Source organism: Candidatus Buchananbacteria bacterium (assembly GCA_013359225.1).
Taxonomy (GTDB): Bacteria; Patescibacteriota; Patescibacteriia; order Buchananbacterales; family UBA6539; genus JABWCG01.
Genome location: JABWCG010000002.1, coordinates 77,706 through 103,079, shown reverse-complemented (window position 1 = coordinate 103,079; position 25,374 = coordinate 77,706). Strand labels below are relative to the sequence as shown.

Annotated in this window: 26 protein-coding genes; 11 read left to right on the top strand and 15 right to left on the bottom strand. The window is 41.7% G+C overall.

The window, feature by feature from the left end; genetic code table 11:
- Positions 1 to 309: 309 nt before the first annotated feature.
- The 8 genes from HUU49_03635 to HUU49_03600 form a co-directional block, all read right to left on the bottom strand.
- The gene (locus HUU49_03635) at positions 310 to 2,199 is read right to left on the bottom strand and encodes an ATP-binding protein (protein ID NUM25687.1); all 1,890 of its coding nucleotides are present in this window, start codon (positions 2,197 to 2,199) and stop codon (positions 310 to 312) included.
- Between the two features lie 19 nt (positions 2,200 to 2,218).
- Positions 2,219 to 3,424, bottom strand: coding sequence for a DNA double-strand break repair nuclease NurA (locus HUU49_03630; GenBank protein ID NUM25686.1), 1,206 nt, complete (start codon positions 3,422 to 3,424; stop codon positions 2,219 to 2,221).
- Positions 3,417 to 4,592: a DUF4338 domain-containing protein gene (locus tag HUU49_03625; protein ID NUM25685.1), complete on the bottom strand. Its 1,176-nt coding sequence runs from the start codon at positions 4,590 to 4,592 to the stop codon at positions 3,417 to 3,419. The genes HUU49_03630 and HUU49_03625 overlap by 8 nt, the downstream gene beginning before the upstream one ends.
- A 99-nt stretch (positions 4,593 to 4,691) precedes the next feature.
- Positions 4,692 to 5,600, bottom strand: a complete 909-nt coding sequence (locus HUU49_03620; GenBank protein NUM25684.1) for a thermonuclease family protein — start codon at positions 5,598 to 5,600, stop codon at positions 4,692 to 4,694.
- Between the two features lie 187 nt (positions 5,601 to 5,787).
- Positions 5,788 to 6,135 carry a transposase gene (locus tag HUU49_03615; protein NUM25683.1) on the bottom strand — a complete coding sequence of 116 codons (348 nt, stop codon included), beginning with the start codon at positions 6,133 to 6,135 and terminating at the stop codon, positions 5,788 to 5,790.
- Positions 6,136 to 6,322: 187 nt separating this feature from the next.
- Positions 6,323 to 6,526 carry a helix-turn-helix transcriptional regulator gene (locus tag HUU49_03610; protein ID NUM25682.1) on the bottom strand — a complete coding sequence of 68 codons (204 nt, stop codon included), beginning with the start codon at positions 6,524 to 6,526 and terminating at the stop codon, positions 6,323 to 6,325.
- Positions 6,527 to 6,536: 10 nt separating this feature from the next.
- A complete protein-coding gene (locus tag HUU49_03605) occupies positions 6,537 to 7,025 on the bottom strand; it encodes a DUF2975 domain-containing protein (protein ID NUM25681.1) in 489 nt (162 codons plus the stop codon).
- A 167-nt stretch (positions 7,026 to 7,192) separates the two neighbouring features.
- Positions 7,193 to 7,726, bottom strand: coding sequence for a hypothetical protein (locus tag HUU49_03600; GenBank protein NUM25680.1), 534 nt, complete (start codon positions 7,724 to 7,726; stop codon positions 7,193 to 7,195).
- Positions 7,727 to 8,115: 389 nt separating this feature from the next.
- Between HUU49_03600 and HUU49_03595 the strand changes: the two genes are divergently transcribed.
- The 5 genes from HUU49_03595 to HUU49_03575 all read left to right on the top strand — a co-directional run bounded on the left by HUU49_03595 (position 8,116) and on the right by HUU49_03575 (position 11,735).
- Positions 8,116 to 9,456: a sodium:proton antiporter gene (locus HUU49_03595; GenBank protein NUM25679.1), complete on the top strand. Its 1,341-nt coding sequence runs from the start codon at positions 8,116 to 8,118 to the stop codon at positions 9,454 to 9,456.
- Between the two features lie 171 nt (positions 9,457 to 9,627).
- Positions 9,628 to 10,131: a leucine-rich repeat domain-containing protein gene (locus HUU49_03590; GenBank protein ID NUM25678.1), complete on the top strand. Its 504-nt coding sequence runs from the start codon at positions 9,628 to 9,630 to the stop codon at positions 10,129 to 10,131.
- Positions 10,132 to 10,252: 121 nt separating this feature from the next.
- Positions 10,253 to 10,546, top strand: coding sequence for a winged helix-turn-helix transcriptional regulator (locus tag HUU49_03585; GenBank protein NUM25677.1), 294 nt, complete (start codon positions 10,253 to 10,255; stop codon positions 10,544 to 10,546).
- Positions 10,543 to 10,779: a TM0996/MTH895 family glutaredoxin-like protein gene (locus HUU49_03580; protein ID NUM25676.1), complete on the top strand. Its 237-nt coding sequence runs from the start codon at positions 10,543 to 10,545 to the stop codon at positions 10,777 to 10,779. The genes HUU49_03585 and HUU49_03580 overlap by 4 nt, the downstream gene beginning before the upstream one ends.
- Entirely contained in the window at positions 10,776 to 11,735 is a 960-nt protein-coding gene (locus HUU49_03575; GenBank protein ID NUM25675.1) for a permease, read from the top strand. The genes HUU49_03580 and HUU49_03575 overlap by 4 nt, the downstream gene beginning before the upstream one ends.
- 72 nt (positions 11,736 to 11,807) lie before the next feature.
- On the opposite strand, the gene HUU49_03570 is transcribed toward HUU49_03575, so the two are convergent.
- Positions 11,808 to 12,431 carry a DedA family protein gene (locus tag HUU49_03570; protein NUM25674.1) on the bottom strand — a complete coding sequence of 208 codons (624 nt, stop codon included), beginning with the start codon at positions 12,429 to 12,431 and terminating at the stop codon, positions 11,808 to 11,810.
- Between the two features lie 94 nt (positions 12,432 to 12,525).
- Positions 12,526 to 13,119, bottom strand: a complete 594-nt coding sequence (locus tag HUU49_03565) for an HD domain-containing protein (protein NUM25673.1) — start codon at positions 13,117 to 13,119, stop codon at positions 12,526 to 12,528.
- A gap of 129 nt (positions 13,120 to 13,248) precedes the next feature.
- Between HUU49_03565 and HUU49_03560 the strand changes: the two genes are divergently transcribed.
- From HUU49_03560 to HUU49_03550, 3 genes are read left to right on the top strand one after another with little or no spacing between them, the layout of a single operon-like run.
- Complete coding sequence (locus tag HUU49_03560; protein NUM25672.1) at positions 13,249 to 13,908, top strand: queuosine precursor transporter; 660 nt, start codon at positions 13,249 to 13,251, stop codon at positions 13,906 to 13,908.
- Between the two features lie 50 nt (positions 13,909 to 13,958).
- Positions 13,959 to 14,888, top strand: coding sequence for a DUF475 domain-containing protein (locus HUU49_03555; GenBank protein ID NUM25671.1), 930 nt, complete (start codon positions 13,959 to 13,961; stop codon positions 14,886 to 14,888).
- 12 nt (positions 14,889 to 14,900) lie between these two features.
- A complete protein-coding gene (locus HUU49_03550) occupies positions 14,901 to 15,578 on the top strand; it encodes a hypothetical protein (protein ID NUM25670.1) in 678 nt (225 codons plus the stop codon).
- Positions 15,579 to 15,631: 53 nt separating this feature from the next.
- On the opposite strand, the gene HUU49_03545 is transcribed toward HUU49_03550, so the two are convergent.
- Positions 15,632 to 16,552 (bottom strand): hypothetical protein, encoded by a 921-nt coding sequence (locus HUU49_03545; GenBank protein ID NUM25669.1) that lies wholly within the window; start codon positions 16,550 to 16,552, stop codon positions 15,632 to 15,634.
- A gap of 493 nt (positions 16,553 to 17,045) precedes the next feature.
- Here HUU49_03545 and HUU49_03540 point away from each other — a divergent pair, with 493 nt between their 5' ends.
- Positions 17,046 to 17,885: an alpha/beta fold hydrolase gene (locus HUU49_03540; protein NUM25668.1), complete on the top strand. Its 840-nt coding sequence runs from the start codon at positions 17,046 to 17,048 to the stop codon at positions 17,883 to 17,885.
- Positions 17,886 to 17,934: 49 nt separating this feature from the next.
- On the opposite strand, the gene HUU49_03535 is transcribed toward HUU49_03540, so the two are convergent.
- Positions 17,935 to 18,108 (bottom strand): hypothetical protein, encoded by a 174-nt coding sequence (locus tag HUU49_03535; GenBank protein ID NUM25667.1) that lies wholly within the window; start codon positions 18,106 to 18,108, stop codon positions 17,935 to 17,937.
- A 182-nt stretch (positions 18,109 to 18,290) separates the two neighbouring features.
- Between HUU49_03535 and HUU49_03530 the strand changes: the two genes are divergently transcribed.
- Positions 18,291 to 18,797: a hypothetical protein gene (locus HUU49_03530; GenBank protein NUM25666.1), complete on the top strand. Its 507-nt coding sequence runs from the start codon at positions 18,291 to 18,293 to the stop codon at positions 18,795 to 18,797.
- A gap of 10 nt (positions 18,798 to 18,807) precedes the next feature.
- Positions 18,808 to 19,761 (top strand): bile acid:sodium symporter, encoded by a 954-nt coding sequence (locus HUU49_03525; protein NUM25665.1) that lies wholly within the window; start codon positions 18,808 to 18,810, stop codon positions 19,759 to 19,761.
- Here HUU49_03525 and HUU49_03520 read toward each other — a convergent pair.
- The 3 genes from HUU49_03520 to HUU49_03510 all read right to left on the bottom strand — a co-directional run bounded on the left by HUU49_03520 (position 19,758) and on the right by HUU49_03510 (position 25,258).
- Entirely contained in the window at positions 19,758 to 21,149 is a 1,392-nt protein-coding gene (locus HUU49_03520; protein ID NUM25664.1) for a putative Na+/H+ antiporter, read from the bottom strand. The genes HUU49_03525 and HUU49_03520 overlap by 4 nt on opposite strands.
- A gap of 173 nt (positions 21,150 to 21,322) precedes the next feature.
- On the bottom strand, positions 21,323 to 22,333 hold the full coding sequence (locus tag HUU49_03515) for a ribonucleotide-diphosphate reductase subunit beta (protein NUM25663.1): 1,011 nt from the start codon (positions 22,331 to 22,333) through the stop codon (positions 21,323 to 21,325).
- A gap of 33 nt (positions 22,334 to 22,366) precedes the next feature.
- Positions 22,367 to 25,258, bottom strand: coding sequence for a ribonucleoside-diphosphate reductase subunit alpha (locus HUU49_03510; protein ID NUM25662.1), 2,892 nt, complete (start codon positions 25,256 to 25,258; stop codon positions 22,367 to 22,369).
- Positions 25,259 to 25,374: the final 116 nt, after the last annotated feature.

Genomic DNA, 25,374 nt, shown 5'->3' with positions numbered 1-25,374 from the left:
AGCTGGTGAAATACAAAAAGCCCCCAAATTTTTGGACGAATAGTTAATTCGTGAAAAAATTTGGAGGCTCCTAAGCTCAATCTTGCTTTTTCAAGACACAAGACCCGCCGATAGGCTGACCTAAATGTTACAAATGGTCAGTACGCCCAGTAAACAACCGTCTGCGTATAGAAGCTGTGCTCAAGTTTTTAGTCCTGAGTAGTGCGGATTTTTTGTGTCCGTCCCACCGGGTCAAAATGACCCAGTAACATACTTCCTACCTGCGTTTTGAATTGTAATAACTTAATTATATCAACTGCCTTATCTCTGTCAACTACTTTCAACATTTTTTGATTCCTCGGGCTTACCTCCAGCGTCTGTATTAGATGTGACACCATTTACGGTCTCAAACATACCATAGTCAGTAAAAACTTCTAAAAACAATGGCGACCCAGTAAATGAAAGTGGCGAAATTGGGCCAAAAAACATAAATGGGAACTTACCGTTACTACTGGGGTCAATAAAAGAGCGATATAGCTGAATGGCTGATGGGTTGTTAATAATTTCGCCAACCGTTCTAAGTTCTGATCCAGATGTAAGTCCATAGCCAAAACCAAAGATTCGCATTTGTCTCAAGATTTCCTCATCAAGAGACTCTATGGTCTGCGTTATAAACATATAGCCAATGCCAAACTTGCGGGTGGTTCTAACAGCATCAATAATATCTTTGGTTAATTCGACTATCTGGAGGTCCGATGACGCATGAGAAATGAAACGATGAGCTTCATCCATAACTACAAGACAATTCACTTTTTTATCTTTGGTGTAGAAGTCTTCCCCCTTTTCCATTAGACCCTCTTGAACCATCTTCACAAACAATGCTTGTAAGTTCTCACTGATTTCTGAACCACCCCTCTCGCTCATATCAAGGACTACAAAATTTCCTTTGTCGGTTTCAGATGAAACTAAATCTATTATCTCATTTACAGTAATCTTATTAGTCCCATCATTTTTAACCTGTGCAAATAACTTAGCTACAGGGCTCCAGCGTCTGTCAAATAAATTTTTAATATAAGTTTCATTACTTAAGACGGAATTTAATTTTCCAATAACTTGATCTTTTCTTCGACCATCGGAGTATATCATATCCAAATACCGGCTATAACTTTTTTTACCACTTGCATCTTCTGTAACCTCAGTAAATTTCTGAAGTGTTTTTTTCATTAAATCAAGGCTATAACCCTCGTCTGATAATTTTGTTAAGTTTGCCGACTTACCCTTACTTTTTTTATTATACGATTCTAAATATTCTGAGATTGCGTCAGCTGCATTCACCTCCCTGTCACTAAGGATATTGAATGACTTACTCACAAAACCACTCTTTAATAAAAGATTACCAAATAAGTCAAAGGCATTGCCTGGTAAATATAAATCTTCCAAAATTTTAAACTTTTTGTATTTCATCCCAATATCACCGACGGCTTGTTCAAGTTTTTTGTCGTTAGGTAATAGTTCGTTGTCAACATAAAACTGTCCCTGTGGGTCCAAAACCAGTATATTCATGTTATTTTTATTCTTAGCATACCCCAATAAAGCCATTGCAGCGGTGACAGTTTTGCCTGACCCGGTCTTTCCAAAAATTCCAATATGATAAGCGTCCTTTGCTCCTAACTCTCCGCTAAGAGTTTTGTCAAAATGTTTAAACCAGAATGGCAGGTTAACATCTGTACCGTAGACTTTACCAATATAAGTGACTGATTCGCCATGGTTTTCCATCAATTTTTTCATAACTTCATTATCCATCTTCTGCACTTTTTCACCAGTTGAAGGAGAGGTTCCAAGGATGTGCGTTCTTGGCTCTGAACCGCCTAAATCATAACATGCCTGGACGCTGATTTTAGCCAGTCTATTGTCGGCAGCTCCACTCAGATGAGGCAACTTCCCATGTCTTTTTATAACTCCCTTAAAGGCCATGTCTTCATGCCATCTGTTTTTTGTTTCAATCTTAATAATTTGTCCAATTACCAAGACTTTCCTATTGTCTTCCTCAACAACAACATAAACCATCTGCCCCAAAACACGGTCTGATTTACTTGTTTCAGTTATGTCTATTTCTATATCCAAGGTATTACTCGGTGATCCGGTGATACCAACGATTGCGCGCGACTGGTCATTTAGGACTTTAAGTAATTCTTCTGAAATTTTCTTTGATTCTGTCATTTTGAGTCTAATTTAATAATTATGTTCTATATGGAAAAAGTAAATCGAATTTGCCTTTATCAATATTAAGCTCCGGCGATAACCTAATGGCCTCTTGAATAGCAAATAACCCCCCAGCAACACTTTTAGCCATAAGATCAACTAAGTATTGAGGAAAAGGTTCTCGAATTTCTGGAAATACAATTTGCTTTTTAATACTCAATAGAACTTTTTCCAATCTATTGATATCATCCGCAAGAGATTTTTTTATCTCTATTCTGTAGGCAGGACCTTGGTTAAACGGTTTAAAATAAGTAAAAAATAATGAAGAGTCTTTATGAGGGAATTCCTGAGTTCTGATAGGCTTGATAATTTTTTTAAATAAAGTATCTAACTCATTATCATTAACATCACTAAATTTTAAATTACATTTTATGTGCAAGTCGTTCCAGACTTTTCCACGCTCTTCCTTGCTTTGGCCAACTGACAAAGGTTTTGTATACTCATTCTCCGAGAGCCCAAGAGTAAAAAAAGTTTTGTCATCCAGGCTTATATTTTTATCTTTCAAGTAGGCATCCAAGATATCCCTTGAGGAACTGTACTTTGCAATGGCTACTATCTTATCGTCAGTTAAAGCGGATGAAATAATGTTAGGTATATCAGGAATTATTTTATTATATGTTTCCTTTAAAAAATCTTTTAGTGCTTGCTTGTATTCAGCCCCAGCCTTTTCTTCGTTAGAAGATAGCAAACTATTAACTTTCAATATTGGAGTAAAGTGGGTCCCATCCATAATACGTATTTCATGTGAATCATTTGAAAGGACGGTCATTTCCATCAAAAACATAACTCCTTGGGCAAGTCGAGCATTCGCTCCGTCGTGTGGAAGAACAGTCTGCCACTGGACAAACTGATTTTTTCCCTTTTCCCAACCGCTTCCCTTATCTTCAGTCAAACCCTCAACTCCTACTGCAACGGCCAACAAAATGTCTGTACCTGACATTTTTTCAAGTACCATTCCACCGTCTACTGCAATTAATGAGGTTGAAAAAACATTACCAGAGAGACTCGTGATCATGTTTTTTTGTTTTAATGTTTCTATGCCTTGTTTAATCGGTTCGTCCTGAATATCAAACATTTTATTCATTTTTTCTACAGTTTGAGGAACATGTTCAAGAATATCTCCAAGTAATTCTTCGGGTAAGTGTCTATAAACCTGCGATTGTCCCTGGCTTGAATCAGGCATTGCGGATATTTTTATATGATTTTTTAAATCCCTCTAACTCTTTAATGGTTTGGGTGATAAATTTGTCCTTATTAAAATTAAGGTAAGTATTGTCGCGTTGACTACGAGGGATACCCCACCGATCCATCCAGTATTTACTCAGCGCCTTGACTGACCTGTGTACCCACTTTGGTTTTTCGCCTTTACTTATAACAGCCTCCAAGTTGGTTGTGAGTTCAAAAATATAAACACCTCTTTTAATGTCATGTTTGGTACCATGTTTAAATCCTAATAGTGACATTGACTGGTCAATCAAACGTAATTTACGTGATGGACCTGAACCGTAGCCCCTTGAGGTGTCGATGTCTTTAGAGGCTAAATATTTTATTAAATTATCATAAAGATAATTTGGGATGTGAAAAGAGCCAACTCCGTGACTATACCCAATAAATTTTACAATTTCACGACCACCAAATTTGAGCCGAGAATAAATGCTACTTTTTCCATAAGCCCCTGTAGTTGTTATAAATAACAATCTTGGTGGAATCTTACGGTTCTTCATTACAGTTTTAGCGTTGCGATATTTTCTTTCGAATTCATTGCGTACCACATTTGACGTAAGCAGAGAAGCAACAAGTTTGCCTCCCAAAACATCATTGTATGGGGGCAACGCTCCCAACCGCTGTGCACTTAAAGATTGGTTTACCCAGTAATCTCTTTTTTCCGGTTTGATTTTTAAAAACGAATCTCTAACCGACCAACTTAAAATAGGGCTTTGCAAACCGATTAAACCTATAGGTGCTTTATGGTATGAGTCCCAAACTATAAATCTCATTTGTCTTCCATAAGACCTTTCATTTGGCAGGCTCCACCAGACAAGGCTCCACCATCGGAAAATTTTTTCCCACTCACTGCGAGGTTCCACCAAGATCAATTTTGGCTTAATTTTACTCACATCCAAGTCACAACCATTAATCAAAGATTTTTCAATGAGTGATATGTTTTTTAAAATGAAATTCTCCTGAGCTATAATTCGTTCAGCTTTGGCAAGCAAATGAGCTTGACGTTTGGATTCTCGGTCATCTTTCCTCAACTGCAAAACACTATTTTTAACTCGGTATCCTTGCTTAAGAAGAACCTTTGCCAGATCCTCCTTTAATTCAATTTTTGTTAGTAATCGTGTAGACATTATTTGATGTAATTATAACATTTTTTACTTTATTATTTAAGCCCGCAACAGATTGTAGCGGGCCCAGATAAAATTTCCATCTAAGGTAAGGGGGTATAATCAAGGACAGTTTTTAGCCTTCCTCCAGCCAGCAGCTACTGCCTCGGCTTCGCTACAAAACCATTTCTCTCCTTGGCTTTCGTCAATTTTAGTTTGGTTGTAGCTACCACAACCTGGCACGTGATAAATTTTTTCACCGGCAGCGCTAATGTTGCCTTTAATATTACATTGCTGAGTTGGTGTCGTAGCTGGTTCTTGCGGAGCCGGGGTCGGCGTAGTTGGGGTTGGTTGTGGCGTGACTGTATTCGTGTTGGTGTTTGTCGAACCACTGTTTAGTTGGGGTGCTGCGTTGTTAGTTGATCCGGTATTGCAGGCTGACCATAGACCTCGTTTCTGCTCTCTGGCTTCAGTTTGCGCTGCTACGATCTGGTCTTGGTATTTAACATCTGGTGGGTATGAGTATGAACTGGCAAAGCCTTGCTTAACTAATTCCAGGTTTACAAAAGTGTCACCAACATAAACATACCGTAGCAACCGGCCGTAGCGGTCTTTGTCACTGATATCTTTTTCTAACCTGACTTGCTTGTTCAAAACTAACTCAGTATTCTTTTGAGAGGCTTCTTTGCCAAAACACTGGACTGGTTTTGAAGGGTCCACGGTCTCAGGAGTATCGATGCCGATATATCTGACGCGTGAACCGTCCTCCAACTCAACCGTGTCGCCGTCAATTACTCGGATGACTAAAAAGCTTTCATCTGCTTGTTGATCCGATTCAGTAATATCAGCAGGCTGCTGGTTAGTATCAGCTTCTGATTCTTGCGTAGTGTCAAGCTGAGCCTCTTGAGTTTGCTTCTGCCCATTATTGGCTGATGGTGTTTGAGGAGTGCAGGCAGCTAAAAGTGGTGTGGCTATGATAGCCAGGGCCACCAAAGTTAGCCACTTCTTTCCTCCATGCGCTATGTTGGTCATAAGTTTTAGGTTATTAATTTTTAGATACACAAAGCCCCACGCCAGCAGGGTTTTTAAGCCCCATACCAGTTTCCCGATATGACTCACGAAGAATCGCTGAACGTGGGGTTCAGTATCTTCGTGAGTTTTTAAACCATGCTGCTCAGAAGAGCAGTTTAGGTTAGAAATTGTCAATTACATTTTACGCCTAAGTGTCGGATTTATCCCGCGCCTTAAGACTTGCCTCCAACTCAGTCAAAAAAACATCTCGGCTGTTGTGGATCCTTTTTACAAACTCCGGATCGGCTCGCCGCCAGGCATAAAAGGTGTCGCGGTGTATTCCAACTTTTCTGCACATGGTAACAATACTTTTCACGGGACCTTTACAAGCTGCCACAAACGCGTCTTTCTTCTCTCGCGTGCGCTTCTGCTCTTTTTTTTGACCAACCCTTGAAGGATCGTCAAATTTTGCTTTAGGTGCTTGACTGGCAACCGATGTGTCCCGCAGAGTACCCAATTCTGTTGGGTTTGTTGGATTATGTAGGATTTCTGTCATATTGTTTTGACTAACTTAAAATTTTGGGACGTAATAATACCCTTTGTTGTTCTGAAAAAACTCTATAACTCGTTTTACTGCGTCCCGCCATTACAACTTCACTACAAAAACCTAAACGTCTTACAAAACGTACAAAAAAAAGAACGATCACAATCGCTCTTTTTTTGTTTAGTCCGTTATATTTTTACTACTTCCTATATTCCAAAATATCACCGGGCTGACATTCCAGGGCCTTACAAATTCCCTCTAAAGTTGAGAAGCGGACAGCTTTTGCCTTGCCATTCTTCAATACGGAAATATTAGCCATGGTAATGCCGACTTTCTCGGCAAGTTCGGTAACACTCATTTTCCGCTTTGCCAACATAACGTCAATGTTAATGATGATTGCCATAGTAATCTCCTTATACTGTTAAATCGTTCTCGGTTTTTATCTCTACGGCGGTTCGTAACGTTTTTTCAAACACGGCCGCGGCGGTCGCGACAACCATTGAAACAAAAATCAGAAAAAGACCCACCATGACGCCTCCCGCAATATCTTCCTCCACTCTGCGCTGAACAATATTGATATAAATTTCCGCGCCCACAAGAAAAGCAATAATGGTCAACGCGCAGTATTTTATAGTCCGTAGAGCTTTTACGGCCTGGTGCGAAAATACTTCACTTCGTCCTATGTACCCGAGCAGTTTGAACGCTTGATAGAGCGCAACAAAAAAAGCAATGGAGCCGATGTACACATACGCCAAAAAGGGATCATCAAAATATATCTCACGAAGCGTAGTGGCGTTCGCATTTACGCCCTCAACGCGAGGTTCCCAGAGCAAGAGAGCGAGAGCACCAATGCCCAGAACTACAATGACTATCTGAAGAAATGTTATTGAGCCTTTTTTCATAGATTAATTATTATAAATTGTTATATTTTCATCTTAATTTATTCTTTATCGTTTGTCAATATATATTTATCGTTAATAGTATTGAACATATTGGTTTTGTAAAAAATAAAAACCGGGCAGAGCATAACACTCTGTCCGGCAACTATATAGCACGGTCGACTGAGCCGCTAAAGTTGCGGCTTAAGGATCGCCCCCTCCGGGATATCGACGAAGTGACAGTCGGTTTGGTGGGCCTGATAGGGCAAGAACACCAGCCCCCGAGCGGTCCGGTTACTCCGCGGAAAAGCCAGGGCATGCAGGGTCCGGGGTTTCAACACCACGGCACAGTTCTTCTCGACGGCAAACGCCGCGAAGTCTTGCGGGGTGATACCGTCCATCGACCCCGATTCGGGCACTTGCGGCCCGACCACCAGGATAACGTTATCCAGGAACAAAAGCGTTTCATGGCAATGGTGGTACTCCATTTGCCCCCGGACAGTGCGCGGCCGGGAACACATCTCAAGCGGCGAACAAACCAGCTGTTCGCCACCGGGATTAAGCATCTTGCTTTCGTCCTGCGGGTAATAGGCAAACACCCCGTCTTTGGACAAAACCTCAGTGGCAGACCGCTGATCCTCTTGCGGATCAATCAGCGATCCAAAAGGAGAAAATTCTTCGGCCGTGGCGTCAGCCACCAACAAGGTACAGATTCTGCTTCGCATTGCACATTCCTCCTAAAGTTGACCCAATTGTCAGCTAGACCTTATCAGCCTGCATTAAAAATGTCAACCTAGCTAAATATTAAAAATTCATCCGCGGCAATCTATATTATTTGACCCCGCTGGTTATGCATTAAAAATAGAAAAAAATTATAAACCGTTAAAAATGGCTAAAATAAGCCTTTTTATTTTTAGTGACCCTTGACAAAATATATATATTTCATATAATGCGGCCATCCTGGGTTGCATAACTAGGTTGGTTCAACAAAAACAAGGAGGCGCGTAGCATGTTTAGGATGAACAAGATGAGAATGACAACAGTTGTGGCAATCGTGCTCTTTAGCAATTTAGCGTTTGCCGAAGCAACAGACTCAAGCGGCGTAAGCCCGGTCATGATGCTGCCTTTTGCAGCACTCTTGCTGGCGATCGCCCTGGGGCCATTCCTGAACCGGTGGTGGGAAAAATACTACTTCGTTGTCTCCTTTGGGCTGGCGGCCATTACTATCGGCTATTACCTGTCCCTGAATCAGTCCGAAAGATTAGTAGAGACAAGCTACGAATACATCAGCTTTATCTGCCTAATCGGTTCGCTCTATGTGGTAGCCGGAGGAATTCACATCAACGTGCCAGGCCAAGCAACTCCCCTAACCAACGTCATTATGCTGGCAATCGGAGCGGTGATTGCTAACATTGTTGGAACAACGGGTGCTTCAATGATTTTGATCAGACCATATCTGCGGCTCAACCGCGGTCGGGTCAGACCTCACCACATCGTGTTTTTCATCTTTGTGGTAAGTAACATTGGAGGAGCGCTTACTCCGATTGGTGACCCGCCGCTATTCCTTGGATACCTCCAGGGAATACCGTTTTTCTGGATAACCACCAGAGTTGTCTTGCCGTGGATCACGACGATCGCGATAGTGTTGACGGTGTTTTACATCATTGACTGGTGGCACATCCACAAATTCCCCATTAGATACCGTCACAAACCAGACGAAACCGTTTCAAGCGGCAGCGAAGGAGTGCAAAACATCCTTTTTGTCGGGGTTATTCTGGGAGCAGTCTTTCTTGATAGCCCCCTGCGCGAAATCGTGATGATGGGTAGCGCCCTAACTTCGTTGTTTTCCACTCGCCGCCGGGTGTACCAGAAAAACGATTTCAAATTCCGGCCGATCACTGAAGTGGCAATTCTCTTTTTTGGGATTTTTGCCACTATGATTCCGGCGCTGGAGTGGCTGGAGTGCAATGCCTGCGAGCTTGGCATCTGCACCCCCGGACAATTCTTTTGGGCTACTGGTAGCCTCTCGTCAGTACTAGACAATGCCCCGACGTACTTGAATTTTCTTGTCACGGCTACAGGCTTGCTAGTAAACCAAGAGACAATCACGCAGGTACAAACCATACTCAGCAGTGCCGCACCCCCAACCATCGTTTCCGGAGAGGTTCAGTTGATGCTTGCAACCATCAACAAATACTACGCCGGAGAATCGTTGTCGTTTGATCAACTACAGGTGATCTACCTGCTGGCACTCTACCCTGCCCACGTGATTGCAATATCAGTTGGCGCAGTATTCTTCGGCGCCATGACGTATATCGGCAATGGCCCTAACCTGATGGTAAAATCCATTGCGGAAGCTGCTGGTGTCAAATGTCCCAGCTTCCTAAGCTATATACTCAAGTACAGTCTGTTGATTCTCATACCAGTCTATCTCGTCGTATGGCTATGGTTTTAGCCCAGGAAACAATACAACCCCACGCTTACAATAAGTACGCTGGGGTTTTTTATAAGCAGTTTTAAACCAATATTTTTACCTTTAACACCAGCCAGAACACATTGCACCGTTTTACATTTATACCCCCTAAAAAATCGCTTTAAAATCAATTTTTTGGTATAATGCCAACATATGAAAAAAATATTTTTAACCTCAATCCTATTAATGAACTTAACGTTATTTGGCTGTATCTCTCCCGTACCCGCCATCAACAATGATGACCAAATCGTACCAGAAAAAACAACAAAACCTGCCGAAAATAACAATGTACTTGATCTAAGTGGTCAGGGGTTAACTGAAATCTCTCAGGAAATTTTTAAAAAAACAAATCTGGAAAAGCTGGACATCTCCAATAATAAACTAACCGGTGCACTACCAGCTGAAATCAGACAGCTACAAAACTTAAAAATCTTAGACGCTTCCAATAATACAATGACTGGAGTACCGGCAGAAATTGGCCAACTACAAAACCTCCAAACACTTGATTTATCAAACAATCAACTAACCGGGCTGCCCTACGAATTGGGTAACTTAAAAAACCTTAAAACGTTGAATTTGTCGGGAAATAATTACTCCTCCCAAGATTTGGAAATCATCCGCACAAACCTCCCGGCAAACGTTAATATCATCTTGTAGCCAAACAACATCAAAAAATAATGCCTTACTAAAAATCGGCCAAAAATCGGCCGATTTTTATTTTAAACCAAAGACCTTGACAACCAAAAAATTATCTAATAATATATCAATACATATTGATATGAAAAACTCCTGCATTAATAAAAATCTTGATACATTGGCCGAACAAGTAAAAGTGATTGGCGAACCAAACCGGCTAAAAATTATCTGCCTGCTAAAAACTGGCCCTAAATGCGTTTGTGAGATATTCGAATTTTTGAAGTTGCCACAAAACTTAGTGTCACATCACTTAAAAATTTTACTTGATGTTGCAATAGTTAATAATCAACGAGACGGCAAAAAAATCGTCTACTCGTTAAATCAAAAAACGATGACTACTCTACTAAAAGAATTAAAAAATATCCTAACCATATGATCATCAAAATATTAGGGTCTGGCTGCCCCAACTGCCAACGGCTTGAGGTAAACACCAGACTAGCAGTCAGTGAGTTAGGGCTTAATGCCACTGTTGAAAAAATCACTGATTTTGAAAAAATTGTCCAATATGGCGCTCTGAGCATGCCGGCATTAGTGATAGATGAACAACTGAAAATCGCTGGACGAATACCAAACGTTGAGGAAATAAAAGATTTACTCCAATATGTATGATTGAAATTATCACTGACTACTTAATTTATGACACTTTTGGATTGACAAAAGATTCAGCGCTCGGCCATAGTGTTGAGTTTTTTATCTATGACAGCATCAAAATTTTGTTGCTCCTGGTAGTTGTCACCTATTTAATGAGCCTGATTCGTTATTATTTACCAATTGAAAAAATCAGAAATTTTTTGGTTTCAAAAAAATTTTATGGCTTTGATTATTTCCTCGCCGCCTTCTTTGGAGCGATAACGCCGTTTTGTTCTTGTTCATCCATTCCTCTATTTATCGGGTTTCTAGGCGCAAAAATTCCGCTTGGTGTGACGTTGGCGTTTCTCATTACTTCTCCCCTCGTCAATGAAGTGGCACTAGTCCTTTTAGCTGGAGCATTTGGCTGGAAAATAACTATAATGTACGCCACATCAGGAATTTTAATCGGTATGATCGGCGGCTACACTTTGGAAAAACTTCGCTTAGAAAAATATGTCCAAAATTTTATTTGGCAAACTAACATCACACCCCACACTGCCAAAACCACTCAACTGACACCTCAAAAAATATTTACTCTCATTTCTCAAGAAACGTTTACTATCATCAGCAAGGTACTGCCCTATCTCATGGCCGGCATTGCGCTTGGTGCCGTTATTCATGGCTATGTTCCTGAAGGTTACTTTGAAAAATATATTACCAAAGAAAATATTTTTGCCGTGCCGTTGGCGGTAGTAATCGGCATTCCGCTATATTCAAACGCCAGCGGTATTATCCCAATCATTCAGGCGTTAGTGGCAAAAGGCATTCCGCTTGGAACTGCCCTGGCTTTTATGATGGCGACTGTCGGACTTTCATTACCCGAAGCATTAATTCTAAAAAAAGTAATGCGGTGGCAGTTATTGGCGTCATTTTTTGGAGTGGTTGGTCTTGGTATTATAGTCTTAGGTTATCTGTTTAATGCCATACTACCATAACCAATAAACATCAAGGTAATTTAAAAAGAGCCAGAAATTTTTCTGGTTCTTTTTAAATAATCAAAATCAATGTTACCCTTGCCTGCGGCTGTGTTTTACGTGCCGCCAAATATATAATGCTACTAAGACAATAATCAGTAGCAAAATTGCCAGGTCAAAATTATGGAGCGTCTGCCTAATTAATTCCCAGCGACTGCCAAGCTTAATTCCCAGCCAGGTGAAAAGCGCTGCCCACGGCAAAGCACCAAGAAATGTATACAGCGAAAACTTCTTTATGTTCATTTTTGACACGCCGGCCGGAAATGAAATATACGTACGAACCACCGGTAAAAGTCGGCCAAAAAAAACTGTTAATTCACCATACCGACTAAACCAGCGATCAGCTAAATCTAAATCGTGACGGGAAATCAAAAAATAACGTCCATACTTTTCAATCAGTGGCCTGCCACCGCGAACACCAACCCAATATGCTAATAATGACCCTCCTAGGTTAGCAAAGGCACCGACCAACACTAACGGCCAAAAAGACATCCGACCTTCAACCACTAAAAACCCGGAAAACGGCATGATCACTTCTGAGGGAATGGGAATGCCGCAACTTTCCAAAAACATCAAGATAAACACTCCAGTATAGCCTGAAAAATCAATAACACTAATGGTGAAGTGAACTAAAAAATCAATTAGGGTAGTAATCATATTGTTTTAGTATAACAAAAAAAATCTTTTTATCAAACCTTACATAAAAAGACCGCTACGCCAATCAAACCCTGGGGTTGGAAAAAGCAAGCGGTCAAGGATTGGCGTCATAACGATCACACAGCGCCTCAATCTCTCGCTTAAGATGCTGCCCAACGTGTTTTTGATCGGGTGGCAACAAAAGCAATAATTGTTCGGCCAGCGGGATATAGACTTCCCGAGTTTCAGTGATTTGGCGGCGGCACTTTTCTGGCGTACAGCCGTCAAGCGTTCGCAAATTATGAAGCCGGTCTGATAGCTTCAAAACCCACACCTGCCAAATTCGGCAACTTTGCAATCTGGCATGATAATCAACACCAGACTCTTTGGTTAGCAGCTTAATCCAGCCGGCAACCGTCGTGCCAAAATTGAGGGCGATGCGTTGCTCGGTCAGGATATACGAATCCTCACGAATGTCGTGCAGCAATGCCGCAACAATCATTTGCCAATCGGCAAGTTTGAGTTCTTCAAAGATGATCAGTGCCACGGAACGCGGGTGATCAAAATACCGTCCCCCGTCGTCCCGAAACTGATTGCGATGTCCATATTTGGAAAACTCATAGGCAGCACCGATTTGTTCAAGGTCGTCTGGCGACAGGCGCGTCGCTAACAGATCAAAAAAATCCTGGCGGTTAACTACAATCGTCATGACCAACACCCTCCCTCTGGTAAAAAGGACAGCTAATTAAATTAGCATCTTAACCCTACAGCTGTCAACTCGACTTTGGTTTGCAAAAACCCCTTGTTTTATAGGATTATTCTTGATATACTCTAAACCATGCCCTCACCAAACCAACCAAACCTAGCGATCGACAAAAAACTGGCCGGAGCGTTAACTCTCTACCTGACCTGCCAATTTGTGTCAAACACGATAGGAATCAAGCTGATGCCGTTTTTATTTGGTACTCATCTTTCAACGGCGATTTTCGCTTTTCCGGTAGTCTTTTTGATGACCGATGTCATCGGCGAAGTATATGGCAAGGCAACAGCAAGACTGTTTGTTCGTATGGGCATTATGAGCTTGATTGTTTTTTTAATATTTAATAGTATATCCAATTTGATGCCGGCGTCAGCTGACTTTTTTATGGCTGATGCCTATGGTCAAATTTTTGGGTTGTCCTGGCGTTTTACCTTGGCATCTTTGGTAGCTTTCATCATCGGTGAATATCAAGATGTCTTTTCCTTTTTTTATCTTCGGGCTAAATTTTCCGGCAAATACTTCTGGCTGCGCTCAAACCTTTCTAATCTGTGGGGACAATTTTTAGACACGGCAATCTGGACAACAATTGCTTTCGCCGGAGTGTACCCACCCAAAACCCTGATCATGATTATCTTGCCCTGGTGGCTATTTAAATTCGGCATGGGAGTTATTTATACCCCGCTTTCCTACCTGGGTATCAAATTGTTGCGAGGTAGCACTGACAATGGTCAGCAATAAAATTATTTGATATACTATACTTAAAAGTTTATCTTATTTATTAATCATCCATGTTCAGCGCTCTTATTGTCATTTTAGGCCTTATTTTGTTTGAAGTAATTTCAAGCGTTGACAATGCCATCATTAATGCTCATGTTTTAAAAACCATGCCGGAAAAATACCGGCGTATTTTTATGACCTGGGGCATCATCTTCGCCGTTTTTATTGTTCGCGGCATCCTGCCGTTTATCATTATCTGGCTGGCTAATTCAACGGCGTCATTCAGTGAAATTCTTGCGCTCGCCCTATCAACATCCGAAGAAGCAATTGAGGAATCGCTCCACCATTCTAAAGCCTTATTACTATTGGGCGGCGGCATGTACCTATTCTTTGTTTCTTTGGGCTGGCTATTTTTGGAAGAAAAAAAATATGCTTTCCGCAGTGAACGCTGGATTCATGCGAGGGGTTTTTGGTTTTATGCCATCGCCTCACTAGTTCTAACAACCGTAATCTACTACGCCGTTAAGGAGAACGCCTGGCTGGCGTTATCGGCATCAATTGGCGCTTCAGCTTTTTTTATTACTGACGGTTTCAAAAAAAATGCCGAGGAAAAAGAAAAAGCCCTGCTCGATCCGCACGTCAGCGCCTGGAGTAAAATCCTTTATTTGGAAATTCTAGATGCCTCCTTTTCAATTGACGGCGTTATCGGAGCATTTGCCTTCACCCTGTCTATTCCGCTCATCATTATTGGTAACGGTATCGGCGCGTTTGTTGTCCGGGAACTTACCGTTAAAGGTATTGATGTTGTTGCCAAACTTGCCTATCTTAAAAACGGTGCAATGTATTCAATCGGCGTCTTGGGCACATTAATGATTTTAGAAAGTTTCGGCCGAGAATATCCTTTCTGGCTAGCGCCGCTTAACACCATGTTACTATTAGTAATCTTTTTAGCTCTCTCGTATCGCGAATTAAAGCGACAGGAAAAAACTAATTCATTATAAACACTATCAGCTATGAATAAAAATATTATAATCGGAATTATCGCCTTACTTATTATTGCGCTCATTGCCGGCGGCGTTTACTGGATGATGTCTATTAAAAATCAAAGTGGCAATACCAACATGGTGCTTGACGAAACCATACCAGGCAAATCGCTACGCGAATTATTAACTAGTCCCACACCTCAGCGCTGTACCTTTGCCGAAACAAACGAAACTGCTAAAAATGAGGGTGTTGTTTTTATTGGCGGCGGCAAAATGCGGGGTGATTTTTCCTCAACCATCAACGGCCAAATGTTTAATAGTCACATGATTTCTACCAATAATAAAATCAATTTTTGGCTTAATGGTCAAACCCAGGGTTTTATGATGGGCCTTGATCAAACCGACTCTGCTCAAGCCACCGATGCCACACGCGTTGATATTGACAAAAAAATGACCGTTGACTGCGAGCCTTGGCAACTTGATGAAACTAAATTTGAGTTGCCGGCCGAAGTAACGTTCACCGATCTAGAAGCAACAATCCAAAAAATGATGCCGACTGTCCCAACGACTGACGGCGCTCTAAACGTCAACGCCGGTAGCAAAACACAAGCCACAACCGACAAAACCATCAGTGCAGAATGTTTAGCCTGCGATCAGGCACCGGTTGAAGCACAACAACGGTGCCGTCAGGCATTTAATTGCCAATAAATTAACATCAAAACCGGTCACCTTAGGCGACCGGTTTTTTTGATAATAAAAACTTATTTACTTTTAAAATTAATCAGATTGCCATAGACCGTATGGGGCAAAAATTTTTCCTGGGTTTTTAACAATGATTCTCGGAAAGTCTGATCAAGCGCCAGATTAGTCCCATCAAATCTAATATCGCTTTCTTTGACTGGCGGGATCGGACCGATATCTTCACGAACCACAATAAAATTTTTTGGCATCTCATCAGGCGGCACTGTCACATCACAATCAACATAGTCCTTAACTAACTCCTGGCTCAATTGTTGGACTTTAGCCTGTTGAGCTTCCGAACCAAGATTGCCGTACTCACCATCTTTAAAACCACAATAATAGCCAACATAGCCATGTTCCTTACCGACTTCCAGCCGATTTTTAATGGCTGCCGGCGTACTGGAACAGCCCAATATCGCATCATACTCGCCTGAACCAAAAACTTTATGATAAAGCTCCTTACCAATCCCCTTACCGCGTTCTTCACGCAACGCTACAGTTAAACCAACAACACATCCCCGTTCATTATCTGGTAATTCCCAATCGTTAGCGGCCAGAAAACCAAGAGCCCGTTCGCCTTCAGCAATAACATAAATATGATCAGCCAAGGCGACATCGCTGGTAAAAATTTCATCTTTAGCTTTAGCTCGCATCTCGGAATCATTAAGATCAAACTTTCTCTTCTCGTTGCGATCACTAAATGCCAGCCAGGCCAATTCGCCCAAATAAGGTGTTAACTTTTCCGCCGTTTCTTCGTTGTCCCATGCTTCTCGATCAGTAATATCAATACGAAATGATTTCTGATTTTTAGCCTCCGCCTCAGTAGACGAATCAAGCTCAATGATTTGCGCCGGCAACGCCAAACCCTCCAAAATCTCCTTAAGATTTCGAGGCTGCTCTTGCTCTAAGTGTGGAATAAATTGTTCTCGTTTCATCATCATAATGATAAATAAAATAATATCAATCGTCAACAAGCCTTTTCTTTGCTACAATAATAAAACTATGAAAAAAAATGTCTTTATCTACTTAGGTTTCCTGCTGCTCTTATTAACCAGCGGTTGTGTTAACCCAAAAAAAGCCCAACCAGTTGGAAATAATCAAGATCATAATGTCACTGTTGATTGTCGGACTGATGCCGATTGTTCACTGCCGATGGAATATGCCGTTAGGTCCAGCTGTCCGTTTCAGGCCTACTGCCAGCAGGGTAATTGTATTGTGGCATGTCCAATATGGGAACACTCCAATAACTCCGCAGAAAGCGTAAGCTATCAAGTAAGCTGCAAAGCTGACGCTGATTGTGACTGCAGCAAATGGGACGTGACCAGTCGGTTTCCTTGCGCCTGTTTGAGCGGACAATGTGCGGCCGTAGTTGATAGCCAGGTCGCAAACTCCGGTGAAGAAAAAACTCCTCGCCCGGTTAGTATCGATGCTATGATGGAAAGACAATATGACGGGCGCGAACTTACGCTGGGCAATATTCTGGCAGAAAATGAATCTTATACCCGCCACTATATCACATACCTCAGCGGCGACCTCAAGATTTCAGGCATCATGAATGTGCCAAAAGGGGCCGGGCCATTTCCTGTATTAATTTTAAACCACGGCTATATTGACCCGGCAATTTACACCAACGGACGCGGCTTAAAACGCGAACAAGATTACCTGGCACGACAAGGTTATATTGTTATTCATCCCGACTACCGTAACCACGCCCAATCAGACAAAGATCCTAACAGTGAACTTGATTTTCGTCTTGGCTACACGCAAGACGTTATCAATGCTGTTTATGCCGTCAAAAATTCCGAATTTACTTTTTTTGACAAAGACAATATCGGCATGCTTGGACATTCAATGGGCGGCGGCATTACCCTTAATACGCTTGTCATCAAGCCAACATTAATAAAAGCCGCCGTCCTGTTTGCGCCAGTCAGCGCTGACTATCAAAAAAATTATGATAAATGGACTAGGCAACGCCGCGAGATAGCCGTTAAAATTGAGATGTTGTATGGCAGCCCGACAACCAGTCCTGAATTTTGGGAGGGTATTTCAGCTATTAATTATTTTGACCGCGTCAATACTCCAATTCAAATCCACCACGGCACCGCTGACGAGTCAGTTCCCCTAGCCTGGTCAGACGAACTTGAAGCAGCCTTAAAGAATAAATCAAAAACGGTTGAATACTTTGTCTACCCTAACGAACCGCATGAGTTTATTCAGGCATGGCCAACTGTTATGAAACGAACGGTCGAATTCTTTGACCAATTTTTAAAATAATATTCCTGCAAAACAAAAACCCCTTAGCTAAGGGGTTTTTGTTTTCCTGTTAAAATCGTCTAGGTGGTTTACTGTCTCGTTTCTTTCGATGACAGTCGCGACAGAAAATTGGCCGGTCACCATCTGGTTCAAATGGCAGCTCGGTGATTTGAGCACCGCACTCTGAACACTGCCAGTTTCCCTGAACCATCTGACGAGGACCAAATTGGCCTCTGTTGTCCATTGGGATAATACCTTGGCGTATTTTGCAAACTTTGGTTAGTAAACTTGTTAGGGTTTTCTGACGTTAAGTCCCACAAAACACTTTATTTAATTAATAATTAAATAGTAGCATATTTTAAGCATTTTGTCAATTCCTCAAAACATTGTTAGCACAGCATGATGTAATTTTGATATAATATACATATGAAAAAAAAGATTGTTGTTAACGACAAAATGCAAAAACAGTATGTTTACTATTTAACCGAACCAGCGGGGAAAAATTTTAACCCTGATTTTAAACCTCAACTGACACCAAAACAAATGCTTGAACTGGGAGTCTTTGGAGGTAAATACCTTACTGACTGCCAAAAAGAATTTCCTAAAGACTGGTTTAAAAAGGCAAAACTGTCACCGAAGAAAAAAGATATCAACTTTAACTATTTTAAAGTGGATGCCAGTCAACCGCTGGTCGAATGGCGCCGTAAAGGCTGGATCAATTCTCATGACCCTCGTGGTTGGTTTCAATGGTATTGCCGGTACTATCTGGGCCGGCGCCTCCCCGAAGAAGATATCCGGCAAATTAAACGTTGGAAAATGATCAGGCGTCATATAGCACAAATTAAAAATAATTGTCTCCAGGGAGATATAACCTGCCGGCGCCGGCAGCGACAAGCATTACTTCACTGGGCATACGACTCAAGAAAAATATAACCCAATCATCATGATTAAACTACTCACTAAACTTTTTCAATCTTACTTGTTCATTGTTTGTCTATCACTAGCACTTGGCTTAGCATTACCGGAACAAACCAAAATTTTTTCACCACATATCAATTTACTGCTTGCGGCAATGTTTTTTTTCATCGCCATTGAGGTAAATTTAAAAGACGTTCTTACTCAGCTAAAAACCAGCATCGGCATTATTACTCTAGTAAATGTCATTATGCTGCTTATCTTTCCGCTGACGATTTACTACGCGATGAAAATAATTTACCCCGAACTAGCCATTTCATTTATGCTGATTGCGGCTATGCCAACAGCAATGGCATCGGCACTGCTGGCAGAAATTGTCGGCGGTAAACCTAGTTTAGCACTGGTATTAACGGTCACTACCGCCCTACTGGCGCCATTTACTATTCCGTTAGTCATCAAATTAACTGCCGCCACCGAAGTGCCAACTGATTTTATGGGAGTATTCTGGTCACTGGTTAAAATCATCATGGTTCCGTTTGCTCTAGCCAATATTGCGAAATATTTTTCGGGCTCCTGGCTAAAAAAAATTCAGCCGTCTTTCGGCCAAATCTCCCTGATCTTGTTAGGGCTACTGATGATGGGAGTCGTGTCTAAACAAGCAGCCGTAATTCTTGGTGGTCTAGATGGCAAAATACTTATCTATCTGATAGCCGTTTCGTTGCTATTTATTGGTTTTCAAGTATTCGGTTATTTCATTGTTTTTTGGCGCAGCCATCAAGATCGCGTAACCGTTGCAATCTGCCTAACGTATATGAATATCACCACGGCGATCTACCTGTCGTATGAATTTTTCAATCAGCCTCACATTGTCATCCCAACCATCTTGGCGGTTTTTCCGTGGAACTTAACGGTTATTCCGTTCAAACATATTATGAAGAAAATAAAAACCGCCACTACACCAATGGCGGACAAAACACTTTAAAGAACAAGAAACGCCAAAGCAGCAATTGCAGTCGGCGCTGTGGCGTACAAAAACAAACTCTTAAAACTCACCGCGTCAGAGCCAAAATAATCCTTGAGGATATTAATCCCAACCGGGTTTGGCGCATTTGCGATGATAGTCAATCCGCCTCCGGTAACCGCACCAGCAACGAGCATATATTTTGATTGATCGGTCAGACCATCAACAATTGACCCAAGATAGGTCAGGGCTGCATTATCAGTTATCGCCGTCAACCCAACCGTTCCGGCAAAAAGCGACACACTGTCCAAGCCTGTAATGAGCGGCTGGAGCCACCACTTTTGGCAACTACCAATCGTTACCAGGCCGGCCAGAAAGAGTCCGACCATAATACTTTGACGGAAAAACAGTTTCTCATCCTGGTATTGTTCATATGCCAGGGCGTTAAAGAAGTAGATGGCAAAAATCATCAAAAATACCTTTGGATGGTGGCTGAAGTATACAACCCCGCCCAACAACACCAGATGAAATCCAACTACCAGCCCAGGAACCTTCGCAACAAAAGCTTCGTCACTTGGCTCATCTAACTGTTGCAACTGTTTCCAGTTAAACCCAATCACCAAGACCGTATTGATCAAGACGGCCAAAACAGCTTTCCAACCGAAGTTGAAAAACATAAAAGACATGTCCCAGTTCCACGTATTGGCAACCATAACAACCGGCGGTGCAGCATAATGGGTCAGCACCCCACCAATTGAAACATTTACCAACAATACCGCCAGAATACTGTAACGCATCCGACGATAGCGTTTGCGGTGACTGATTTGCTGGTAGTAAAACTTTCCCAGCAACAACGCTGTAATGGTCATGGCCGCTGGTTCGGTAATCAAGCTGCCCAGCAAGGGTCCGACAAACAACAGCACAAACAGTAGGGTGATTTTATTTGAGCCGGGGCAATGCCAAGCCAAACACTTCATGCCGTTTTCGGCAAACTGCCGGACTGGCCGCGAGGCTGAAATCATCATAATCACCGCTACGAACATTGGTTCCGACAAATTGAGCGTTTCAACATAATGCACCATCTGTTCCTGGCCGAGGGCTAAAAACATATAGATGCATAGATTAATCGCCCAAAACGGAAATACCATTTCCGGCTCGCCGATCAGGCGCAAAGCACCACGGTGACGAAAGATGAACCTAGCCAGAGCTTCGTGTCTGGCCAAAAACAAATCAAGCTTTCCGGCTTCCGACAAAAAATCGTTTGCCACTGACCTTGATTGAAAGTGATAGTGTTCCAATTCAATGTGTCCAAGGTTTTCAAAAAACTTAGTGAAGAATGTGTGAACAATTGCAACACCAAACAATCCTAGGCCCACTGAATGAAACAAATCCGGGTTCAATCCTGACATACGAAACTCTCCTGTGTTGAACGATGTTTTCCTAACAATAGATTGTCAAAGAAATAGTGTCTTAGTAAACTAAGATTTTTATATTACACTAAGAATTAAGCTGCGTCAAGATAAATCTTAACCAGAACAAAAAAACAGCCCTGCCTATTCAGGGCTGTTTTTATACTTTGTTTTTACCATTCTAAATTACCGCTGGTTTGATATTCCGTGACACGTGTTTCAAAAAAGTTTTTTTCTTTACGCACGTCAATAATTTCACTCATCCACGGGAAAGGGTTAGCCGAACCATAGACTTTTTCCAAACCAATTCGCTCAAGCCGGCGGTCTGCAATATATTCCAAATACTCTCTAATGATATCTTCTCGCAGACCAAGGATGCCTCGAGGCAACGCATCTTTAGCATATAAGTGTTCAAGTTCAACGGCTTTTTTAATGTTATCGGTAGTCAGTTTTTTGAATTCTGGCGTCCAAATTTCCGGATTCTCAGCAACAATCGTATTAATCAAATCCGTACCAAACGCCAAGTGAACTGATTCATCACGCAAAATAAACTGAAATTGCTCACCAACACCAACCATTTTATTATTACGCAACAATGACAACATCATCGCAAATCCGGCATAAAAGAAAATCCCTTCCATGATAACATAAAAGCCAATCAAATCATGAACAAACCGCTGTGTATTCTCTACCCCCTTGGTATTAAAGTTAGGATCCAAAACTGACTTAGTCATGTTTACCACAAAATCATCTTTATCCTTAATACTTGGGATGGTCTCATACATCTTATAGACTTCGTCTGGATCAAGCCCCAAAGAATCACAACAATAAATAAAGGTGTCGGTGTGAATTGCCTCCTCGTATGCCTGACGCAACAGATACTGACGACATTCGGGATTAGTAACATGAGAATATACCGCTAAAACGATATTATTGGCGGTTAAACTTTCGGCTGTGGAAAAAAATCCCAAGTTCCATAAAATCATTCGTCGTTCATCTTCGGTCAATGCACCCGCACCTTGTTTTTTCCATAGCTCAATATCCTGCTGCATCGGAACTTCTTCCGGCACCCAGTTATTCGCAACACCATTTTTGTAGTGCTGCCGCGCCCAAGGGTAGGTTAACGGCAAAATTTTATTAGGATCAGTGGTAGAATTATTGATAATTCCTTTTTTGGTAGCCATAGTGATATAGTTGTAATCTTAATTTATTAACTTTTATTGACACGACTCACAGTCGGGGTCGTCAATCTTACACATCATCAACTGGGCGGCTGAAGGACCAATTGGCGCCACCGCGGTCAATGGTTTAATTATCGACTCCGGTTCTCTAACGGCCACTGGCTCAACCACCGGCTCTGTTTTAGCTTCAGAGATAACGGTTGGTGGTACTAATTCCGGCTCTTCAACTTTCTGAGCAGAATTGGACTTGACCGAAGACATGCTCTGCTGTTTACTCAGCTCAAGCGAACTTTGCTCAACCGTTGTCGCCGCCAGGCTGCGCAAATAATACGTAGTCTTTAAGCCCATCTTCCAAGCATACATGTAGGCGTCAGCAATCTTTTTGCCTGAATTTCCTTTGATAAACAAATTTAATGACTGGCTTTGGTCAATCCACTTGCCGCGATATGCTGCCGCGCGAATTAACCACTCCGGATCAATATCAAAAACTTCCTTATACTTATCGCGCAAAACTTCAGGGATTCTAGTAATGTTTAGAATATTACCATCATTACCTTTGATTTCTGCAAGCATATCTTCCGTCCATAATCCCCGCTTCTTCAAATCAGCGACCAAATAACTATTAACGATAATAAACTCACCACTCATGTTGGATTTAACATAAACGTTCTTATAGATTGGTTCAATCGACGGAAAACAGCCAGCAATGTTAGCAATCGTCGCAGTTGGGGCAACTGCCATACAATTGGAATTTCTCATGCCATACTTTTGGATTGATTGACGAACCACTGACCAGTCCAGTTTCGCCGAGCGAGAAACTTCAATTTTTTCGCCGCGATCTTTTTCAAGCACATCCAACGTATCAACCGGCAAAATGCCGCGATCCCATTTTGATCCGCGATAACTGCGGTAAGTGCCGCGTTCTTCAGCTAATTTTGATGAAGCTAAAATCGCATGATATGAAATTACTTCCTGGGAATAATCGGCGAAGTTGACACATTCATCAGAATCAAATGCAATATCCTGCAAGTAAAGGGCATCTTGAAAACCCATAATACCCAAACCAACCGGCCGGTGTTTGAGGTTAGAATTTTTTCCCTCAACCGTCGGATAAAAATTAACATCAATCACGTTATCCAACATCCGCATCGCCGTTGTAACCGTGTCACGAAGCACATCAACATCCAATTTCTTATCCTTAATATGCTTAGCCAAGTTGATGGAGCCAAGATTACACACCGCAGTCTCTTCGGCTGAAGTATTAAGAGTGATTTCCGTACAGAGGTTTGAACTATGCACCACGCCAACATGGTCTTGCGGCGATCGTAAATTGGATGGATCTTTCCAGGTCATCCAGGGATGTCCGGTTTCAAACAGCATCATAATCATTTTCTTCCACAAATCTTTGGCCCGAATTATTTTATGAATACGCAACTTACCCTCTTTAGCCAGTTTTTCATACTGCAGATAACGGCGCTCAAAATCTTTACCATATAAATGATGCAGGTCAGACGCTTCATCTGGAGACAACAAGGTCCACTCACCGTCCGCCTCAACTCGCTTCATGAACAAATCCGGAATCCAGTTAGCAGTGTTCATATCGTGGGTTCGTCGTCGTTCGTCACCGGTATTTTTCTTTAACTCCAAAAAGTCTTCAATATCATAGTGCCAGGTTTCCAGGTAAGCACAGGTCGCGCCGCGACGGCGGCCGCTGCGGTTAATCGCCACTGTGGTGTCGTTAGCAATCTTCAAAAATGGAATTACGCCCTGACTCTCAACACCCGTACCTTTAATCAAAGCGCCGGTACCGCGCAGATTGGTCCAGTCATTAGCAACCCCACCCGACCATTTAGACATCTGGGCATTATCAGCGACACACTTAAAAATATGGTCAAGCGAATCTTCAATCGTTGTTAAATAGCAAGAGCTTAACTGTGGATGGAACGTACCGGCATGAAACAAGGTTGGTGTTGATGGTACAAAACGCAATGAAGAAATTAGATCATAAAACTTTGCCGCCATCTCGGTTTTATGATCTTCGCGCAAACTTAAACCCATAGAAACGCGCATCCAAAATGCCTGCGGCGTTTCTAAAATCTGTTTAGTTTCCGGATTAGAAATGAAGTAACGGTCATAGAGTGTTTGACCACCAAGATACATAAACAAATCATCGCGTTCCGGTTTCAATTTTTTGGAAATTTCTTCCAGGTCGAAATTCAATAACTGAGGGTCAAGCCGGCCGATCTCAACACCCTTTTTGATATTGTTAATGAAAGCCTGCCGATACAGTTGATCAAAATTTTTATAGTCAAGCTTTTCATTGCCGATAACATTTTTGTACAGCAAATCAAACAATAGCCGAACTGCAACCTTTGAATAAGCCGGATCGCGTTCAATCAAACTTCTCGCTGCCAACACAAGAGCGCGGGAAATCTCTTTAGTCGCAATATTGTCATACAAATTGGCTTCACATTGTCGGACAATAAGATCAACGTCGATGTCGCCTTCTAATCCAGCGACTGCCCAGGTAAGCGATTTTTTTAATTTCTTTGATGAAAACTTTTCAGTCCGGCCGGAACGTTTAATAACCAATAAATCGTTACGGTTTAATTTTTCTAAAACGTCTTTTTTCTTTTCTTCTCGGACTTTAGTATGTTCATAACGATAAATAATGTAAGATTTGGCAACATCAAAATGTCCTCCGGCCATTAGAATTTTTTCAACGATGTTTTGCACATCTTCAACGCTTGGCGTTGTTTCACTAAACGTTTTACCAAGTTCCAACACCGCTTCATCAACAATCTCGCCAAGATGCTCCTCGGTAAACTTGGTACCGGTAGCCGAAAAAGCTTTACGAATCGCATTAGTAATTTTATTCGGACTGAATTCGACGATTTCGCCGCTTCTTTTTTTGATTTTGCCGTTCATATTTTTTTGACCTCCTTAAATAATTTGTTTTTAAGCTCGAAATGTAATAATGTTTTGAAGAAATATGGAAAAATATGGGATTTGAAGTCAATAAAAAATAAGACAGGCTAATAGAA

Bases quoted from the DNA above. Each gene is read 5' to 3' on its own strand.
- HUU49_03635 (NUM25687.1), bottom strand. From the start codon at position 2,199: ATGACAGAATCAAAGAAAATTTCAGAAGAATTACTTAAAGTCCTAAAT.
- HUU49_03630 (NUM25686.1), bottom strand. From the start codon at position 3,424: ATGCCTGATTCAAGCCAGGGACAATCGCAGGTTTATAGACACTTACCC.
- HUU49_03625 (NUM25685.1), bottom strand. From the start codon at position 4,592: ATGTCTACACGATTACTAACAAAAATTGAATTAAAGGAGGATCTGGCA.
- HUU49_03620 (NUM25684.1), bottom strand. From the start codon at position 5,600: ATGACCAACATAGCGCATGGAGGAAAGAAGTGGCTAACTTTGGTGGCC.
- HUU49_03615 (NUM25683.1), bottom strand. From the start codon at position 6,135: ATGACAGAAATCCTACATAATCCAACAAACCCAACAGAATTGGGTACT.
- HUU49_03610 (NUM25682.1), bottom strand. From the start codon at position 6,526: ATGGCAATCATCATTAACATTGACGTTATGTTGGCAAAGCGGAAAATG.
- HUU49_03605 (NUM25681.1), bottom strand. From the start codon at position 7,025: ATGAAAAAAGGCTCAATAACATTTCTTCAGATAGTCATTGTAGTTCTG.
- HUU49_03600 (NUM25680.1), bottom strand. From the start codon at position 7,726: ATGCGAAGCAGAATCTGTACCTTGTTGGTGGCTGACGCCACGGCCGAA.
- HUU49_03595 (NUM25679.1), top strand. From the start codon at position 8,116: ATGATGCTGCCTTTTGCAGCACTCTTGCTGGCGATCGCCCTGGGGCCA.
- HUU49_03590 (NUM25678.1), top strand. From the start codon at position 9,628: ATGAAAAAAATATTTTTAACCTCAATCCTATTAATGAACTTAACGTTA.
- HUU49_03585 (NUM25677.1), top strand. From the start codon at position 10,253: ATGAAAAACTCCTGCATTAATAAAAATCTTGATACATTGGCCGAACAA.
- HUU49_03580 (NUM25676.1), top strand. From the start codon at position 10,543: ATGATCATCAAAATATTAGGGTCTGGCTGCCCCAACTGCCAACGGCTT.
- HUU49_03575 (NUM25675.1), top strand. From the start codon at position 10,776: ATGATTGAAATTATCACTGACTACTTAATTTATGACACTTTTGGATTG.
- HUU49_03570 (NUM25674.1), bottom strand. From the start codon at position 12,431: ATGATTACTACCCTAATTGATTTTTTAGTTCACTTCACCATTAGTGTT.
- HUU49_03565 (NUM25673.1), bottom strand. From the start codon at position 13,119: ATGACGATTGTAGTTAACCGCCAGGATTTTTTTGATCTGTTAGCGACG.
- HUU49_03560 (NUM25672.1), top strand. From the start codon at position 13,249: ATGCCCTCACCAAACCAACCAAACCTAGCGATCGACAAAAAACTGGCC.
- HUU49_03555 (NUM25671.1), top strand. From the start codon at position 13,959: ATGTTCAGCGCTCTTATTGTCATTTTAGGCCTTATTTTGTTTGAAGTA.
- HUU49_03550 (NUM25670.1), top strand. From the start codon at position 14,901: ATGAATAAAAATATTATAATCGGAATTATCGCCTTACTTATTATTGCG.
- HUU49_03545 (NUM25669.1), bottom strand. From the start codon at position 16,552: ATGATGATGAAACGAGAACAATTTATTCCACACTTAGAGCAAGAGCAG.
- HUU49_03540 (NUM25668.1), top strand. From the start codon at position 17,046: ATGGAAAGACAATATGACGGGCGCGAACTTACGCTGGGCAATATTCTG.
- HUU49_03535 (NUM25667.1), bottom strand. From the start codon at position 18,108: ATGGACAACAGAGGCCAATTTGGTCCTCGTCAGATGGTTCAGGGAAAC.
- HUU49_03530 (NUM25666.1), top strand. From the start codon at position 18,291: ATGAAAAAAAAGATTGTTGTTAACGACAAAATGCAAAAACAGTATGTT.
- HUU49_03525 (NUM25665.1), top strand. From the start codon at position 18,808: ATGATTAAACTACTCACTAAACTTTTTCAATCTTACTTGTTCATTGTT.
- HUU49_03520 (NUM25664.1), bottom strand. From the start codon at position 21,149: ATGTCAGGATTGAACCCGGATTTGTTTCATTCAGTGGGCCTAGGATTG.
- HUU49_03515 (NUM25663.1), bottom strand. From the start codon at position 22,333: ATGGCTACCAAAAAAGGAATTATCAATAATTCTACCACTGATCCTAAT.
- HUU49_03510 (NUM25662.1), bottom strand. From the start codon at position 25,258: ATGAACGGCAAAATCAAAAAAAGAAGCGGCGAAATCGTCGAATTCAGT.